The following is a 17,398-nucleotide window of genomic DNA, read 5'->3' as shown; positions in this document are numbered from 1 at the left end:
ATTAACAGCGGAAGGGCCCTTGTTCACTTGAACAAGGGCCCTTCCATGTTGGTCTTGGCGGGAAGCTACGCGCCGAACCAGATCTTGATCTCGCGCTCGGCGGAATCCACCGAGTCGGAACCGTGGACCAGGTTCTGCTGCACAGCCAGGCCCCAGTCACGGCCGAAGTCACCGCGGATGGTGCCGGGCGCCGCCGTCGTCGGGTCCGTGGTTCCCGCAAGGCAACGGAAGCCTTCGATCACGCGGTGGCCCTCGAAGATGGCAGCGACAACCGGGCCGCTGAGCATGAACTCAACCAGCGGCTCGTAGAACGGCTTGCCCAGGTGCTCTTCGTAGTGCTGCTCGAGCAGATCGCGGGTGGCGTTGACCTTCTTCAATTCGACCAAGGAGTATCCCTTGGACTCGATGCGGGCGAGGATGCTGCCGCTCAAGTTGCGGGCGACGCCGTCGGGCTTGATCAGTACAAGGGTGCGCTCAATGCTCACGGTTGCTCCAATGTTGAGTGTGTGGGTTTCCCAGCCAGTTTACGGGGTTTCGCTCAGGCGGACTGCCCGGCGGAATCTTCCCCGTGCGAAGCGTTCCATTGAGCCTGCTCACGATCACGCTGGGCGTTCTCGCGGTCGATCCGAATGCCGGCACGGATGCCGTACCACCAGCAGGCCGCGAAGAGGACTCCCACCACGAACATCGTGGGCTCGACGAAGCCGGAGGAAATCAGGACCAGCTGCAATACCCAGCCGACACCGATGCCCCACGGCTTGCTGAGCACGGCACAGGCCAGGATCAGCACAAGGCTCAGGGCGATGCCGAATGTCAGGATCAGCGCCGGCTGCACTTCTCCACGCTTCAGTCCGAAGACAGCCAAGGTGGCGAAGAACGCGACGAAGGCCTCCAGAAGCAGCACGGTCGATGCGAACATCACCTTGGTGGAGCGGCGCTTCTTTGGCATCCCAGGCCGCCATTCGCGCTGGGCTTTGGTCAGTTTGGCCATGCTCAGGAACCAACCTTCCCGAGGAGCATGCGGGCTTCGGCCACCACGGTGATGGAACCCGTGACGAGTACCCCGCCTGCCAGGTCATCGTTGGCTTCGGCACGTTCCACGGCCCACTCGATCGCGTCGTCCAGCTTCTCGGCAATGTGGACGTTGTCCGCACCGAAGCCAAGGTCGACGGCGAGATCGGCCAATTGCGCGGCCGGGATGGCCCGCGGCGAGCTGGATTGCGTGAAGCAGAACTCCTCGGCCTGTCCGCCAAGGGATTCCTTGAGCTGCCGCAGGATTTCTTCCGCGTCCTTTTCCTTCAGGACCCCCAGGACCACCACCAGCTTGCTGAAGCTGAAGGCCTCTTCGATTGCCTCAGCCGAGACGCGGATGCCATCAGGGTTGTGGGCGGCGTCCACGATGATCGTGGGAGCAGTGCGCACCACTTCAAGGCGGCCAGGCGACGTGACGTTGCCGAAAGCCTCGCGCAGGAGTTCGCCGTCAAGCTCCTTCTCTCCGCCACCGAAGAACGCCTCCAGAGCGGCGACAGCGACTGCCGCGTTCTCGGCCTGATGGGCGCCGTGCAAGGGCAGAAGCAGGTCCTCATAGCGTCCCGCGAGCCCCTGGATGGTCAGCACTTGGCCCCCGACGGCAACGCTGCGGGACTCGACGCCGAATTCGACACCTTCGAAGCGGAATGGCACACCCACCTCGCGAGCCTTCTCCAGGAGCACCTGCGCGGCGTCCACGGGCTGGGCCGCGCTGACCAGGAAGCCGCCGGGCTTGATGATTCCGGCCTTCTCGCGGGCGATGTCCTCGGTGGTGTCGCCCAGGAGATCCGTGTGGTCCAGCGAAATCGGCGTCACCACGGACACCTGCCCGTCGCCCACATTCGTGGCATCGGTAATGCCGCCGAGCCCCACCTCAATCACGGCAACGTTGACAGGCTGGTCCGCGAAGATCGCGAAGCCAAGAATGGTCAGGCACTCAAAGTACGTGAGCCTGGGCTGGCCATCGGCCTCGAGTTCCTTGTCCACCATCTCGAGGTACGGACGGATCTCGTCCCAGATCCGGACAAAAGTCTCATCCGACACTGGCTCGCCGTCGATGCTGATGCGCTCGGTGACCTTTGACAAGTGCGGACTCGTGTAACGGCCCGTGCTCAAGCCGTGGGCGCGAAGCCCCGCCTCGATCATGCGCGCAGTGGATGTTTTGCCGTTGGTGCCCGTGATGTGGATGATCGGGAATGCCTTGTTGGGCTCGCCCAGCACATCCATCGCCCGGTACAGGGGCGCCAGCCGCGGCTCCATTTTGTTTTCCGGGGCGCGGCCCAGGAGTTCGGCGTAGACGCTTTCTACGGAGAATTCGTCGCTCATGTACTAGGCCTCGATCTTGGTAACGGTGATCTGCGGCTCGGCCGCGTCGCCGGAAACGACGGGGTCGAGCTTGAGGGACAGGGTTTCGGTCTTGACCAGCTCTTCATTGGCGCGCAAGGCGTCAACAACGTCGGGGACAGCCAGGACCGTGGTGTGGATGCGGTCGCTCACGTTGAGTCCGGCGTCCTTGCGGGCCTGCTGGATGGCGCGGACCATGTCGCGCGCCAGGCCTTCGGCGGCCAGTTCCGGAGTGACTTCGGTGTTCAGGACAACAAAGCCACCGCCCGGAAGGACAGCGACGGCCGCGGACGAACCGTCAGCCGATTCAGCGACGACGGTCTCGAGGGTGTACTCCTGCGGTTCAAGCTCGAGGCCGCCAGCCGTGACCACTCCTGCGTCGGAAACCGACCAGTCGCCGGACTTGGAACCCTTGATGGCCTGCTGGACGTTCTTGCCCAGTCGTGGACCTGCCGCGCGGGCGTTGACCACGAGTTTCTGCTCGATGCCGAATTCCTCCGGCGACGCCGTGGCGGCGTCGAGGAGTCGGACGGACCGCAGGTTCAATTCATCCGCGACGACGGCGGCGAAGCCTTCCAGCGCATCCGCGCCGGGTGCCACTACCGTGAGCTCCTGCAGCGGCAGGCGGACGCGAAGGTTGGCGGCCTTGCGAAGGCTGGAACCCGTGGAGCAGATCTGCTGGACCCGGTCCATCGCCTCGACGAGTGCCGGATTTGCCGGGAACAGCGAGGCCTCCGGCCAGTCGGCCAGGTGCACCGAGCGCCCGCCGGTCAGGCCGCGCCAGATCTCCTCGGAAACGAGGGGAAGCAGCGACGCCGAGACTCGGCAGACCGCTTCGAGCGCCGTGTAAAGGGCGTCGAAGGCGTCGGTGTTCTCGTCGAAGAACCGCTGCCGGCTGCGGCGCACGTACCAGTTGGTGAGCATGTCCAGGTAGCTGCGTAGTTCATCGCAGGCTCCGGAAATGTCGTACTCGTCCAAGCTGGCGGTGATGTTGCGGACCAGGTCGCCGGTGTTTGCCAGCAAGTACTGGTCCAGGGTGTCCGTGTAGCCGTCATAGCGCAGCTTGGCGTCATAGCCGGCGGCTGTCCCATCCACTGTGTGGGAAGCGTTCGTGTACAGCGTGAAGAAGCTGTAGACGTTCCACAGCGGCAGGATGACTTGGCGGACGCCGTCGCGGATTCCCTGTTCGGTGACCACGAGGTTGCCGCCGCGCAGGATCGGACTGGACATCAGGAACCAGCGCATGGCGTCGGAGCCGTCGCGGTCCAGGACCTCGGAGACATCCGGATAGTTGCGCAGGCTCTTGGACATCTTCTGCCCGTCGGAGCCCAGGACGATGCCATGGCTGATCACATTGCGGAAGGCGGGCCGGTCGAAGAGGGCCGTGGACAGGATGTGCAGCATGTAGAACCAGCCGCGGGTCTGCCCGATATACTCGACGATGAAGTCGGCAGGGTTGTGGGTGTCGAACCATTCCTCGTTCTGGAACGGATAGTGCACCTGGCCGTAGGGCATGGAGCCCGAGTCGAACCAGACGTCCAGGACGTCCTCGACTCGGCGCATGGTGGACTGGCCCTCTTCAGGGGAGCGTGGGTCGTCCGGGTTGGGCCGGGTGAGTTCATCGATGAACGGGCGGTGCAGGTCAACCTGGCCGTCGTTGTTCACCGGAAGGCGGCCGAAATCGGCCTGCATTTCGGCGAGGGAGCCGTAAACGTCCGTGCGCGGGTACTCGGGGTCATCGGACTGCCACACCGGGATGGGTGAGCCCCAGTAGCGGTTACGGCTGATGGACCAGTCGCGGGCGTTGGCCAGCCACTTGCCGAACTGTCCGTCCTTCACGTTGCCCGGGATCCAGTTGATCTCCTGGTTCAGTTCGGACATCCGGTCCTTGAACTTGGTGACCTCCACATACCAAGAGGACACGGCACGGTAGATCAAGGGGTTGCGGCAGCGCCAGCAGTGCGGGTAGCTGTGTTCGTAGCTCGCCTGGCGTACCAAACGACCGCCGGAACGCAGTGCCTGCGTGATCGGCTTGTTGGCATCGAACACCTGCAGCCCTGAGATTTCAGCGAGGGGTCCGTGCGCGAACAGGTGGAGGAACTTGGCGCCTTCGTCGACCGAAAGGACCACGGGGATACCCGCGTCCTCGCAGACTTTCTGGTCGTCTTCACCGTAGGCCGGAGCCTGGTGGACGATGCCCGTACCGTCGGTGGTGGTGACATAGTCCGCGACGAGGAAACGCCAGCCGTTCTGCGTGCCGTATTTCTCGGTGTCGGAGAAGTAGTCCCACAGGGGCTCGTACTCCAGGCCGGCCAATTCGGTGCCGGTGAAACTGGCCGTGACGGCGGCGGTGGCGGCAGCTGCGCCATCGGCACCATCACCGTACCCAAGATCCTTCGCGTAGGTGCCGAGCAGATCGGCGGCCAGCAGGAAGCTGCCCGTTACCGGAGCCACCGCGGAGGCTGCCTTGATGCCGTTGGGACCGGCCGGAACCACCGCATAGGAGATATCAGGCCCGACGGCGAGCGCCAGGTTGGTGGGCAGCGTCCAGGGGGTCGTGGTCCAGGCGAGCGCCTGCACACCTTCAAGGGCCTTCGAGAGTTCCGACTCCCCCGCTTTGATGGGGAAGGTCACCGTGACGGTCTGGTCCTGGCGGTTCTTGTAGACATCGTCATCCATGCGCAGCTCATGGTTGGACAGCGGCGTCTCGTCCTTCCAGCAGTACGGCAGGACGCGGTACCCGTTGTAGGTGAGGCCCTTCTCGTGGAGCTGCTTGAAGGCCCAAAGAACAGACTCCATGTACTCGACGTTGAGGGTCTTGTAGTCGTTGTCGAAGTCCACCCAGCGTGCCTGGCGCGTGACGTAGCTCTTCCATTCGTCCGCGTACTTCATGACCGAGGCACGGCAGGCGTCGTTGAACTTGTCGATGCCCATCGCTTCGATCTGGGTCTTGTCCGTCATGCCCAGTTGCTTCATGGCTTCGAGTTCGGCGGGCAGGCCGTGGGTATCCCAGCCGAAGCGCCGTTCGACGCGCTTGCCGCGCTGGGTCTGGTAGCGGCCTACGAGGTCCTTGGCATAGCCGGTCAGGAGGTGGCCGTAGTGGGGCAGTCCGTTGGCGAAGGGAGGACCGTCGTAGAAGACGAACTCGTTGCTGCCGGGGTGCCCACCGGGCAGATCAGCGTCGCGCTGGTCGATGCTGGCTTGGAAGGTGCCGTCTTCATCCCAGTATTTGAGGATGCGCTCTTCGATCTCAGGGAACTTCACGGAGGGGGACACCCCTGTGGAAGTGCCGGACGGAGCCGTGCCTGAAAGTGCCGCGGAGGCCTTGGGGTAATACGTCATCTCTTCATCCTGGGTTGAGCCGGTGAACACAAAGTTTCATTCAGGATGCGAGGACGGCGCCAGCTGCGTTGTTTCCAACAGCGCCGGTACCGCGGTACCACCTCACTTACCGCCGCTGGCACTGCCCCTTGCGAAGAGGAGCTGTTCCGGCGTCGGCCGCTCATTGCTGCTGTGACGGGCTTACCCGTCCGGTTCTACTGACCCCCATGGTGGCGGGGGCGTTCTTCCGGAAGCTCACCGGTGATATCCGGGTCAAAGCTTGTGCCACAAGTCTAGCGGCAGCGGCGCCGCGAGCTCCACTTGAGGGCATGGGGCGCGCGCCGCCGGAAACTTAGCCCTTGCGGATCAACTTGTGGGTAGCGGCCTGCGCCACCGGGCGGACGATGATCTCGTCCAGGTTGATGTGGTGCGGCACTGAGACCGCGTACTTGACGACGTCGGCGACGTCCTCGGGCGTGAGCGGCTTCTCGACGCCGGCGTACACCTTGGCTGCCGCAGTTGCGTCGCCGAGGCGGTTGAGCGCGAATTCCTCAGTGTGGACGAGGCCCGGCGCCACCTCAATGACGCGGATGTTGTTCTCGGCTTCCTCGAGGCGCAGGGCGCCGGTCATGGCGTGCTGGGCGAACTTGGCCGCGTTGTACCCGCCGCCGCCCTCATAGGCCGTGAATCCCGCAGTCGACGTGAGGTTCAAAACTGTACCCTCGCCGTTGGCCCGCAGCATGGGGAGGAAGGCCCGGGTCAGCTTCAGGGTGCCGAGAACGTTGACTTGGTACATCCAGTCCCAGTCTTCGGTCTGCGCATTGGCAAGGGTGTCCGCGCCCCGTGCGCCGCCGGCAATGTTGATGAGCGTGTCCGCTCCCCCTGCCTCGGTGACGGCGGAGAGCAAGGCCGCGACGTCGTCATCGTTGGTGATATCCGCTGCGAACGGCACTGCGCCGCTTTCGGCGCCGAGTGCTTCGAGCCGCTCCGCACGGCGGGCGACGGCGAATACTTTCCATCCATCGGCGGTGAGGGCCCGCACTGTGGCTTCGCCGATTCCCGTGCTGGCACCCGTCACTACTGCAGTCTTCGTCTGTGCTTCCTCAGTCATGGCACCACCCTAACGCGGTTCAGCTGGAGAAATGGCACGGCCAAGGATGTGGGCGATCGGCGGGGACAGCGGGCCGGCAGAGAAGCCGAACCGCTCGTTGTGCACCACCTGGAAGCCTGCGGCGCCGATCGCCTGGAGCGTGTTGCGGTTGGGATGGCAGCCTCCAGCTATGTGCTGCCAGGCCGGAGTGAGCAGATCTTCGACTGCTGCGAGAAACCGCTTGTCCGAGCGCACGTGCTCGTAGAAGGCCAGGGTTCCGCCGGGACGCAGCACGCGGCGGATTTCCGCCAACGCCGCCGCCTGGTCGGCGACGCTGCAGAGGACAAGACTGACCACGACGGCGTCCGCCCCGCCGTCGGCTGCTGGAATGTTTTCGGCGGTTCCGGAAACAACCGTGACCGGCACCGGAGCAGCCTGTGCCTTGGCTCCAGCAAGCTCCCTGAGATGGTCATCAGGTTCAACCGCGAGGACGCTTTCGACGGAGGCCGGGTACAGGCCGAACGACGAGCCCTCGCCGGCGCCGACCTCGATGATGTGGCCCCGCAGGCCGGCCAGCAAGCTGCGCCGGTGTTCAGTTCCGCCGCGGAGGTTTATGGCCGGAACGGCCCGGGCGTAGGCCCGCGCAAAGCGCGGATGCTGCGGCGTCGTCATTTGTCCGCCACCCCGGCTCCCAGCAGGAACTCCAGCAGCACGCGGGCATGGTTTACTTCAGGATCCCTGGCGCCGTAGAGCAGCGTCACACGCTTCTTCCCGGCGGCCAGCTCCAGCATCTGCTCCACCGCAGGATTCTGCTCCAGTTCGGCCTCGTAAGAGCGGCGGAAGTCCTCGAATCGCTCCTGCATATGGGCAAACTCCGTGCGCAGCGGCGGCGAGGGCGCGATCTCCTTGAGCCAGAGATCCAGCCGCGCGCGTTCTTTGGATACCCCTCGCGGCCAGAGCCGGTCCACCAGAACCCGGTAGCCGTCGTCGTCGGCTGCTTCGTCATAGATGCGCTTGATAGCCAAAACATCCTTGAGTTCGGTCATGGCCCGCATGCTACTGCACGTCCGCGTGCCACGGAACAAAGGGCGCCATGAAACAATTGGCCCATGGCTGAATCAACGCAGGGTACAGACACGCCCGCCACCGCCCCCATCAACGTTCCCGACAAGCCGGCCCTTGAAGGCCTTGAGGATGCGCTGACGCAGCGCTGGCTGGACGAAGGAACCTACAAGTTCAACCCGGACACCACCCGGGAGCAGGTCTACTCGATCGACACTCCCCCGCCTACCGCATCCGGTTCGCTCCACGTGGGCCACATGTTCTCGTTCACGCACACGGATGTCCAGGCCCGCTACATGCGCATGACCGGCAAGAACGTCTTCTACCCGATGGGTTGGGACGACAACGGGCTGCCCACCGAGCGCCGCGTCCAGAACTACTACGGCGTCCGCTGCGATCCCGCCATCCCCTACAACGCCGACTACCGCCCGCCGGCACAGCCGGCGAAGAACCAGCGCGACTTCGACGTCGTCTCGCGCCAGAACTTCATCGAACTCTGCGAAGAACTCGCCGTCGAGGACGAGAAGGTCTTCGAGAACCTGTTCCAGACCCTTGGCCTGTCCGTTGACTGGGACCTGACGTACCGAACGATCGACGACACCTCCCGTGCGGTGTCCCAGCGCGCCTTCCTCGCCAACCTGAACGCCGGGGACGCCTACATGGCCGAGGCCCCCACCCTGTGGGACGTGACGTTCCGCACTGCCGTCGCGCAGGCCGAGCTGGAGGACCGCGAAGTTGCCGGCGCGTACTACCGCTACCCCTTCTTCACCGCCGACGGCGAGAAGATCTACATCGAAACAACGCGTCCGGAACTGCTCGCCGCGTGCGCAGCATTGGTGGCAAACCCCGACGACGAGCGCTACCAGCCGCTGTTCGGCAAGACCGTCAGGTCGCCCCTGTTCGACGTCGAGCTCGAGGTCAAAGCCCACCCGCTCGCCAAGGCGGACAAGGGCTCCGGCATCGCCATGGTCTGTACCTTCGGCGACCTCACTGACGTGACTTGGTGGCGCGAGCTGCAGTTGCCCACCCGTGCCATCATGGGCCGCGACGGCCGCATCATCGCCGAGACACCTGAGTGGATCACCACCGACGCCGGCAAGGAAGCCTACGCGGCAATCGCCGGCAAGACCGCGTTCTCTGCCAAGGAGACGGTGGTTGAGCTTCTCGTTGCCGCCGAGCTGCTGGACGGCGAGCCCAAGAAGATCACGCACCCCGTGAACTTCTTCGAGAAGGGGGACAAGCCCCTCGAAGTTGTCACGTCGCGCCAGTGGTACATCCGCAATGGCGGGCGGGACGAGGACCGCCGCGAACGGCTGATCGCGCGCGGACACGAGATCGAGTTCCACCCGTCCTTCATGCGCTCCCGCTACGAGAACTGGATCTCCGGGCTGAACGGCGACTGGCTCGTTTCGCGCCAGCGCTTCTTCGGCGTGCCGATCCCCGTCTGGTACCCGCTCGACGGCCAGGGCAACCCGGACTACGAAAACCCCATCCTGCCGTCCGACGAGTCCCTGCCCGTGGACCCTGCGGCGGACGCGGCCCCCGGCTTCGACGAGTCCCAGCGCGAGCAGCCCAACGGCTTCATCGGTGACGCGGATGTCCTGGATACCTGGGCCACGTCGTCGCTGACCCCGCAGATCGTGGGCGGCTGGAGCCGTGACGAGGATCTGTTCGGCAAGGTCTACCCCTTCGACCTCCGCCCGCAGGGCCACGACATCATCCGCACGTGGCTCTTCTCCTCGGCTGTCCGGGCAGATGCCCTACAGAACAGCGCGCCGTGGAAGCACGCCGCCATCTCGGGCTGGATCCTGGACCCGGACCGCAAGAAGATGTCCAAGTCCAAGGGCAACGTGGTTGTTCCCACCGACGTCCTGAACGAATTCGGCTCCGACGCCGTCCGTTACTGGGCCGCCTCGGCCAAGCTCGGTGCTGACACCGCCTATGAGATCGCCCAGATGAAGATCGGCCGCCGCCTGGCCATCAAGCTGCTCAACGCTTCGAAGTTCGTCTTGAACCTGGGCGCTACGGAGAACTCGGTTGTCGGCGCGGACCTGTCCGTCCTGACCAACCCCGGGGTTGGTCTCCCCCACGCGGAAAAAACCCCCGCGTGGGGACCCCTGACCAACCCCTTGGACCGCGCTTTGCTCGCGCAGCTTGCCGACGTCGTGGCCCAGTCCACCAAGGCGTTCGACAACTACGACTACGCCCGCGCCCTGCAGATCACCGAATCGTTCTTCTGGCAGTTCACGGACGACTACGTGGAGCTCATCAAGGACCGCGCCTACGGTGCTGCCGGCGAGACTGAGCAGGCATCCGTCCTTGCTGCCCTTGCCACCACGCTGGATTCGCTGTTGCGCCTGTTCGCGCCGTTCCTGCCCTTCGCCACCGAAGAGGTCTGGAGCTGGTGGCGCACGGGTTCAGTCCACCGCGCGGCGTGGCCGGCAGCCGTGGAAATCGTCGACGGCGACACCACCATGCTGGGCACCGTCGGCATCGCGCTGAGCGGCATCCGCAAAGCCAAGTCCGAAGCCAAGGTCAAGCAGCGTACCGAAGTCCTCTCGGCCACCATCACCGCTACCGAATCGTTCGTTGCACAGCTGGAAGCCGGACTGGGAGACCTGAAGGCCGCGGCCAACGCGCAGGAGATCTCACTGGTATCCGGCGACGGCGAACTCACGGTGAGCGACGTGGTCCTGGCACCTGCCGAGGAGCCCGCTCAAGCGTAGTTCCGGGTAAGAGAGCCGGGGAGTTTCCGGGCAAAGGGGAAGCCCCATCAGCGTTTAGCCGTTGGTGGGGCTTCGACTTTTCGGCTGCCCGGTGACGTCTTGGCAGTCTGGCGGAATCCTCGGACTTTCAGGTCTTCCTACCTCGTCACTGGTAGCTTGCATCCAACTTTGCCGAAGGCTGCGTCAGATGCATATCACTGAATCTCTGGTTTCCGTGTCCCTCTTCTTTCGAAGTGGGTAAGTTCTATTCTTGACCCGCTCCCCAGCCAGCACAAGCCCCCTTCAGGAACTACTGGCATGTAATTCGGGCGCCCCGTGGTGGGCCCCCGGGGTTCTGGGGCTGGGTGCTTTGTGGCACAGTGTTGCTATGCCAGAACTTCCCGAAGTGGCCGGGCTGACTGCCTTCCTGGGCAGGAATCTTCTCGGTGCCGAATTGACGAAGATCCAGATCACCTCTTTTGCCGTACTGAAGACAGCCGATCCCCCTTACTCGGCCCTCGAGGGTCGCAAAATCGTCAGGGTGGAACGCTTCGGAAAGTTCGTCAGTCTCGACGCCGAGGGCATCCATTTCATCTTCCACCTCGCCAAGGCCGGATGGCTCCGCTACACGGAGCAGCCATCGCAGACCCAGCTACGGATGGGCGGGAGCAACATTGCCGCGAGGCTCGGCTTCACCAAGAGCGACGGCTCAACCCACGTCGGAGTGGACCTCACGGAGGCCGGAACCAAAAAGAGCCTGGCTGTGTACGTGGTGCGCAACCCCGTGGATGTTCCCGGGATCGCGACACTCGGTCCGGACCCCCTGAGCCCTGCGTTCACCGAAGAAACCCTGGCCGGAATCCTTTCCACAAGCGCGCATCAGATCAAGGGACTCCTTCGGAGCCAAAGTGTCATCGCAGGAATCGGGAACGCCTACAGTGACGAGATCCTTCACGCAGCCAGGATTTCACCGTTCGCGATCGCCAAGTCGCTGGACAAGCAAACCACCCATGTCCTCTATGAGTCCATCGAATGCGTCCTGGGTGCGGCTGTGGCCGCCGCCGTCGGGAAAGCCTCAAGTGAACTTAAAGACACGAAGCGGAACACGATGCGCGTCCACGGCAGGGCGGGTCAGCCTTGCCCCGTGTGCGGGACCACCATCCGCGAGGTGTCCTTTGCCGACACTGCGTTGCAGTATTGCCCTGGCTGCCAGACAAACGGAAAGATCCTGGCGGACCGTAGAACGTCGCGTTTCCTGAAATAGCCGCGCCTGCGGCTCAAACGACCGCCGCGGCCCGGGCTCGTTGGATTCCGGCCGGTTGAATTCAGGCTAGTTGAATTCCGGGCTTTCCGAGCGGCTGCGCTTGAGCTCGAAGAAGTGCGGGTAACCGGCCAAGGTGACGGTCGCGTCCCAGATCCGGCCGGCTTCCTCGCCACGGGGGATGCGGGTCAGGACAGGGCCGAAGAAGGCCGTGCCGTTGACGGCGACCACGGGGGTGCCGACGTCCTGGCCCACCAGGGAGATCCCCGATTCGTGGCTGGCACGCAACTGGACGTCGTATTCCTCGGAATCGGCGAAGCGGGCCAACTCGGCCGGCAGGCCGGTTTCAGCGAGTGCCTTGGAGATGACCTCGGCGAAATCCTTGATGCCTTCGTGATGGATGAGGGAACCCATCGCGTCGTACAGCGGCTTGATGTACTCGTCTCCGTGCAGCTCGCGGGCGGCAATGATGACGCGGACAGGTCCCCAGCCCAGCTTCATCTTCTCGGTGTATTCGGCAGGCAGCTCGCGGCCTTCGTTGAGGACAGAGAGACTCATGACGTTCCAGTTGGTCTCGATCCCCCGAACGTCTTCCACTTCACCGATCCAGCGGGATGTCACCCAGGCAAATGGGCACATGGGATCGAACCAGAAATCAACCTTGTTGGCGGTCTGCTCGGGCACAGGGAACTCCTTCGATAGGCGTAAGGGGGCGCGGCTCGCCGGACGAAACGGTGTCCGGCACCAATGATTCCAACCTCGGGCTAGGCGGACTTATTCCGACGCTTCGCAATGACCTCGTGCGCGATCATGGTGGGCTGGCCCTTCTTGTTCACGGCGTCGGCAGTGATGACTACGCTGGCGATGTCGTCCCTGCTGGGCAGGTCGAACATGACCGGCAGCAGCACTTCCTCCATGATGGCACGCAGGCCGCGGGCTCCCGTGCCACGTTCAAGGGCTTGGTCGGCAATCGAGTCAAGGGCGTCGTCGTCGAACAAAAGCTCCACGCCGTCCAGCTGGAACATCTTCTGGTACTGCTTGATCAGGGCGTTCTTGGGCTTGGAAAGGATCTGGATGAGCGCGGAGCGGTCAAGGTTGGACACGGTGGTGATCACAGGAAGGCGTCCGATGAATTCGGGAATGAGCCCGAACTTGAGCAAATCCTCCGGCATCACCTCGCCGTAGCTGTCCGCGTTGTCCTTGACCTCGTTGAGCGGGGCCCCGAAGCCGATGCCCTTCCGGCCGGACCGCGATCCGATGATGTCATCGAGCCCGGCGAAGGCACCGGCCACAATGAACAGCACGTTGGTGGTATCGATCTGGATGAATTCCTGGTGCGGGTGTTTACGTCCGCCCTGCGGCGGAACCGAGGCCACGGTGCCTTCGAGGATCTTCAGGAGCGCCTGCTGCACGCCTTCGCCGGACACGTCGCGCGTGATGGACGGGTTCTCGCTCTTGCGTGAAATCTTGTCGATCTCGTCGATGTAGATGATGCCCTGTTCGGCCTTCTTGACGTCGTAGTCTGCGGCCTGGATGAGCTTGAGCAGGATGTTTTCGACGTCTTCGCCGACGTATCCGGCCTCTGTCAGGGCCGTGGCGTCGGCGACGGCGAAGGGTACGTTCAGGCGACGGGCCAGGGTCTGTGCCAGGTAGGTCTTGCCGCAGCCAGTGGGGCCGATCAACAGGATGTTGGACTTGGCGATCTCCACGTCTTCATGGTGTCCGCCCTCACCGAGGCCGGTCTTCGGCGCGTGGCCGGCCTGGATGCGCTTGTAGTGGTTGTAGACCGCGACGGCGAGGGAGCGTTTCGCGGGCTCCTGGCCAATGACGTATTCCTGGAGGAAGTCGAAGATTTCCCGCGGCTTGGGCAACTCGAAGCTGCCAAGATCCGATACTTCTGCGAGTTCCTCTTCGATGATCTCGTTGCAGAGTTCGATGCACTCGTCGCAGATGTACACGCCGGGCCCGGCAATCAGCTTCCGAACCTGCTTCTGGCTCTTTCCGCAGAAAGAACACTTCAGCAGATCCGTGCTCTCGCCAATCCGAGCCATGTGGGATTCCCTTCGTTTCATGCGGGTGGTGCAGCCCCGTACCTATCCGCGATTTCGCGCCGATCGCAGCGGGGGCGCCACCATGACAACTTCCACTGTAGGACACAATGGGCTGCTTGGGTTGAAACAGAACGCCGATGCGGTCCATATTTCCTGAACCGCACCGGCGTCGAGTTTTGGCCAGTTACCTGGCGATCGCCTGGGGCTTGATCTTGCGGGAATCGAGCACCTGGTCGATCAATCCGTAGTTCATTGCCTCGGCGGCGGTAAGGATCTTGTCGCGCTCGATATCGTTGTTGACCTGTTCCGGCGTCCGCCCGGAGTGCTTGGCCAGCGTGTCCTCAAGCCATGAGCGCATGCGCATGACTTCTGCGGCCTGGATCTCGAGGTCGGAGGCCTGGCCCCCTTGGCCGCCGGACAGCGACGGCTGGTGGATCAGGACCCGGGCGTTGGGCAGGGCGAGGCGCTTGCCCGCCGTACCCGCCGCGAGCAGCACGGCCGCGGCGCTGGCCGCCTGGCCCAGGCAAACGGTCTGGATCTCCGGACGGATGTACGTCATCGTGTCGTAGATCGCCGTCATGGCCGTGAACGAGCCGCCCGGGGAGTTGATGTACAACGTGATGTCGCGGTCCGGGTCCGTGGACTCGAGCACCAGCAGCTGGGCCATGATGTCGTCGGCGGAAGCGTCGTCAACCTGCACACCGAGGAAGATGATGCGGTCCTCGAAGAGCTTCGTGTACGGGTCCTGGCGCTTGAAGCCGTAAGGCGTGCGCTCCTCGAATTGCGGGAGGACGTAGCGGCTGGACGGGAGATTACCGGCAGACCATCCAAAGTTGTAGTTCATTTTTATTGCTCCTGATCTGAATGTTTCTTGCTGCCGGTTACTTCTCGGAATTCGACGACGAGTTTGCCGTGCCGCCGCCACCGGCCACAGAGCCTGCGTGGGCGGAGATCTTGTCGAAGAAGCCGTACTCGAGCGCTTCGGGGGCGGTGAACCACTTGTCGCGGTCGTTGTCCTTGAGGATGGTCTCCACGGTCTGTCCGGTCTGTTCGGCAGTCAGCTCGGCCATGACCTTCTTCATGTGAAGGATCAGCTCCGCCTGGATCTTGATGTCCGACGCCGTGCCACCGATGCCGCCGGAAGGCTGGTGCATCAGGATGCGGGCGTTAGGCGTGGCGTAGCGCTTGCCCTTGGTGCCCGAGGAGAGGAGGAACTGGCCCATGGAGGCCGCGAGCCCGGTGGCAACCGTCACGACGTCGTTCGGGATGAACTGCATGGTGTCGTAAATGGCCATGCCGGCGGTCACGGAGCCGCCAGGAGAGTTGATGTACAGGTAGATGTCCTTCTCCGGGTCTTCAGCCGAGAGGAGGAGGAGCTGGGAGCAGATCGCGTTGGCGTTTTCGTCACGGACTTCGGATCCGAGCCAGATGATGCGCTCTTTCAGCAGGCGGTTGTAGATGTAGTTGTCCTGGGCCGCTGGATCGACGGTTGCCATCCTGGGGGCCTCTGCGTGCTGTGACATAAGTACTTACCTCTCGCTGGTGACAGGGCCATTGCTGAACTTGCCATCCCTGATCTTCACTACTTGGACACTAACCGTTTTCCACGGCGATTTGTTCTCCCAAATCGCGCTGTTCGCTGACGGCGCACGATTGCGGAAGGGGGCACTTTCCACGCTCCAGGGGCTTAAACCAAGCCGCCCCCGGATCTAAGATCCGGGGGCGGCGGGAGGTGAAACTAGAACTTCACTGCAGCGGGGTCGTCGCTCGGAACAACAGCTGCTTCTTCGGCTTCCTCGACAGCGCCTTCCCCTGCAGGGAGCTCTTCGCCGGCGGGGCGCACGAAGTCGCTGAGGTCCACCTTGTTGCCTTCGGAGTCGACAACCTCGGCCTGGCCGAGGACAACTGCGAGGGCCTTACGGCGACGGACCTCGGAAACCATCATGGGAACCTGGCCGCTCTGATCGATGATCTGGGCGAACTGGTTCGGGTCCATGCCGTACTGGCTTGCCGTGCTGACGATGTAGTCGATCAGCTCGTTCTGGCTGACGCTCACTTCTTCCTTGTCGGCGATGGCGTCAAGGATGATCTCGTTCTGGAAGGCGCGGGCGGTGTTGGCCTTGACCTCCGCGCGGTGTTCCTCGGTGTCGTGCTCGCCTTCACCGTGGGCGTTCTCGGCGTTGAAGTGTGCTTCGAGCTGCTCTTCGACCACCGAGTCCGGAACCGGAACCTCGATGAGCTCAACGAGCTTGTCCAGGACCTTGTCGCGCGCTTCGACGCCCTGGCCGACGACCTTGGACTCAGCGGCCTGCTTGGCAAGGTCTTCACGAAGTTCGGCGAGGGTGTCGAACTCGGACGCCAACTGGGCGAAGTCGTCGTTGGCCTCAGGAAGCTCGCGCTCCTTGACGGTCTTGACAACTACCTTGACCTGGGCTGCTTCGCCGGCGTGCTCGCCGCCAACCAGCGTGGTGTCGAAGATTGCTTCTTCTTCGGCAGAAAGGCCGGTGACGGCCTCGTCGAGGCCCTCAAGCATGGTGCCTGCGCCAACCTGGTAGGACAGGCCGGTGGCGGAGTCGATTTCAGCCCCGTCGATCGTGGCGGTGATGTCGATGGTCAGGAAGTCACCATCGGCGGCCGGGCGGTCAATGGACTTCAGCGTGCCGAAGCGGCCGCGGAGCTCGTCCAGGGCCTTGTCGACGTCGGCGTCTGAGGAATCGGCTGCAGCAACCTCTACCTTGATGCCGGCGTAGTCGGGGAGCTCAACCTCGGGACGGACGTCGATCTCAACCTGGAACTTCAGTTCGCCGTCGGTCGAGGACGGGTCCGGAACTTCGGTGATCTCAACCTCGGGACGGCTCAGCGGGCGGAGGCCGGCTTCCTGGACGGCAGCCTGGTACCAGCCGTTGAGGCCATCGTTGATGGCGGTCTCCAGGACGTAGCCGCGGCCAACGCGCTGGTCAACCAGCTTGGAGGGAACCTTGCCCTTGCGGAACCCGGGAACCTGGATCTGCGAAGCAACGGTCTTGTAAGCGGCATCGATGCTCGGCTTCAGTTCCTCAAAGGGAACCTCAACGTTGAGCTTGACCCGCGTGGCGGTGAGGTTCTCGACAGCGCTCTTCACAGTCTAAGTACTCCTGGTTTTGTGGGATGGGGTTCTGCCGCGTTCCGGATCGGAACAGGCACACAGAGTCGGGGTGACAGGATTTGAACCTGCGACTTCCTGCTCCCAAAGCAGGCGCTCTAGCCAAGCTGAGCTACACCCCGTGAATGCACAGGACAGTCTACGGGCATCTCGGCGGAGAATGCACATTTGACACTTGGCCCCTGAATTAGGTTTAGTTATATCCGGCTTCAACAGCCGCCGGAAAGATGCGCGGAACACTCTGAAAGGTTCATAGAGATCCATGCAGTCTTGCCCGGGGACGTAGCTTAATGGTAAAGCCTCAGTCTTCCAAACTGATTACGCGGGTTCGATTCCCGTCGTCCCCTCCATGGAACGAAGGGCCCCTCATCGAGGGGCCCTTCGTGTTTTCAC

14 protein-coding genes and 2 tRNA genes are annotated in these 17,398 nt (G+C 63.4%); 3 read left to right on the top strand and 13 right to left on the bottom strand.

The window, feature by feature from the left end:
* Positions 1–65: 65 nt before the first annotated feature.
* From ndk to ACSVHC_RS19590, 7 genes are all read right to left on the bottom strand, one after another.
* Complete coding sequence (gene ndk / locus ACSVHC_RS19620; protein ID WP_345450441.1) at positions 66–485, bottom strand: nucleoside-diphosphate kinase; 420 nt, start codon at positions 483–485, stop codon at positions 66–68.
* 53 nt (positions 486–538) lie between these two features.
* On the bottom strand, positions 539–991 hold the full coding sequence (locus ACSVHC_RS19615; protein ID WP_437770540.1) for a DUF4233 domain-containing protein: 453 nt from the start codon (positions 989–991) through the stop codon (positions 539–541).
* A 2-nt stretch (positions 992–993) separates the two neighbouring features.
* The gene (locus tag ACSVHC_RS19610) at positions 994–2,355 is read right to left on the bottom strand and encodes a bifunctional folylpolyglutamate synthase/dihydrofolate synthase (RefSeq protein WP_439181229.1); all 1,362 of its coding nucleotides are present in this window, start codon (positions 2,353–2,355) and stop codon (positions 994–996) included.
* 3 nt (positions 2,356–2,358) lie between these two features.
* Entirely contained in the window at positions 2,359–5,715 is a 3,357-nt protein-coding gene (gene ileS / locus ACSVHC_RS19605; protein WP_437770542.1) for an isoleucine--tRNA ligase, read from the bottom strand.
* A 331-nt stretch (positions 5,716–6,046) separates the two neighbouring features.
* The gene (locus tag ACSVHC_RS19600) at positions 6,047–6,805 is read right to left on the bottom strand and encodes an SDR family oxidoreductase (protein WP_437770543.1); all 759 of its coding nucleotides are present in this window, start codon (positions 6,803–6,805) and stop codon (positions 6,047–6,049) included.
* A gap of 9 nt (positions 6,806–6,814) precedes the next feature.
* Positions 6,815–7,456 carry a class I SAM-dependent methyltransferase gene (locus ACSVHC_RS19595; protein ID WP_437770544.1) on the bottom strand — a complete coding sequence of 214 codons (642 nt, stop codon included), beginning with the start codon at positions 7,454–7,456 and terminating at the stop codon, positions 6,815–6,817.
* Positions 7,453–7,830: a DUF488 domain-containing protein gene (locus tag ACSVHC_RS19590; RefSeq protein WP_437770545.1), complete on the bottom strand. Its 378-nt coding sequence runs from the start codon at positions 7,828–7,830 to the stop codon at positions 7,453–7,455. Before ACSVHC_RS19590 ends, ACSVHC_RS19595 begins: the two co-directional genes overlap by 4 nt.
* Before the next feature lie 63 nt (positions 7,831–7,893).
* On the opposite strand from ACSVHC_RS19590, the gene valS reads away from it, so the two are divergent.
* On the top strand, positions 7,894–10,572 hold the full coding sequence (valS, locus tag ACSVHC_RS19585; RefSeq protein ID WP_437770546.1) for a valine--tRNA ligase: 2,679 nt from the start codon (positions 7,894–7,896) through the stop codon (positions 10,570–10,572).
* A gap of 367 nt (positions 10,573–10,939) precedes the next feature.
* Positions 10,940–11,815, top strand: coding sequence for a DNA-formamidopyrimidine glycosylase family protein (locus ACSVHC_RS19580; RefSeq protein WP_437770547.1), 876 nt, complete (start codon positions 10,940–10,942; stop codon positions 11,813–11,815).
* Between the two features lie 66 nt (positions 11,816–11,881).
* Here the strand turns inward: ACSVHC_RS19580 and ACSVHC_RS19575 are convergent, their stop codons facing one another.
* The 6 genes from ACSVHC_RS19575 to ACSVHC_RS19550 form a co-directional block, all read right to left on the bottom strand.
* The gene (locus tag ACSVHC_RS19575; RefSeq protein ID WP_437774040.1) at positions 11,882–12,451 is read right to left on the bottom strand and encodes a mycothiol-dependent nitroreductase Rv2466c family protein; all 570 of its coding nucleotides are present in this window, start codon (positions 12,449–12,451) and stop codon (positions 11,882–11,884) included.
* 125 nt (positions 12,452–12,576) lie between these two features.
* Complete coding sequence (gene clpX / locus ACSVHC_RS19570; RefSeq protein ID WP_437770548.1) at positions 12,577–13,863, bottom strand: ATP-dependent Clp protease ATP-binding subunit ClpX; 1,287 nt, start codon at positions 13,861–13,863, stop codon at positions 12,577–12,579.
* A 184-nt stretch (positions 13,864–14,047) separates the two neighbouring features.
* Positions 14,048–14,707 (bottom strand): ATP-dependent Clp protease proteolytic subunit, encoded by a 660-nt coding sequence (locus tag ACSVHC_RS19565; protein ID WP_234749864.1) that lies wholly within the window; start codon positions 14,705–14,707, stop codon positions 14,048–14,050.
* A gap of 37 nt (positions 14,708–14,744) precedes the next feature.
* Positions 14,745–15,359, bottom strand: coding sequence for an ATP-dependent Clp protease proteolytic subunit (locus tag ACSVHC_RS19560; RefSeq protein ID WP_345450506.1), 615 nt, complete (start codon positions 15,357–15,359; stop codon positions 14,745–14,747).
* A 242-nt stretch (positions 15,360–15,601) separates the two neighbouring features.
* Positions 15,602–16,984, bottom strand: a complete 1,383-nt coding sequence (gene tig / locus ACSVHC_RS19555; RefSeq protein WP_437770549.1) for a trigger factor — start codon at positions 16,982–16,984, stop codon at positions 15,602–15,604.
* Between the two features lie 68 nt (positions 16,985–17,052).
* Positions 17,053–17,127 (bottom strand) — tRNA-Pro (locus ACSVHC_RS19550).
* Positions 17,128–17,281: 154 nt separating this feature from the next.
* Here ACSVHC_RS19550 and ACSVHC_RS19545 point away from each other — a divergent pair.
* Positions 17,282–17,355 (top strand) — tRNA-Gly (locus tag ACSVHC_RS19545).
* Positions 17,356–17,398 lie beyond the last annotated feature (43 nt).

The organism is Arthrobacter sp. KNU-44 (assembly GCF_051843155.1).
Lineage (GTDB): Bacteria > Actinomycetota > Actinomycetes > Actinomycetales > Micrococcaceae > Arthrobacter.
Note: the sequence above shows the minus strand (reverse complement) of the source record. Positions and strands in the feature narration are given on the sequence as shown.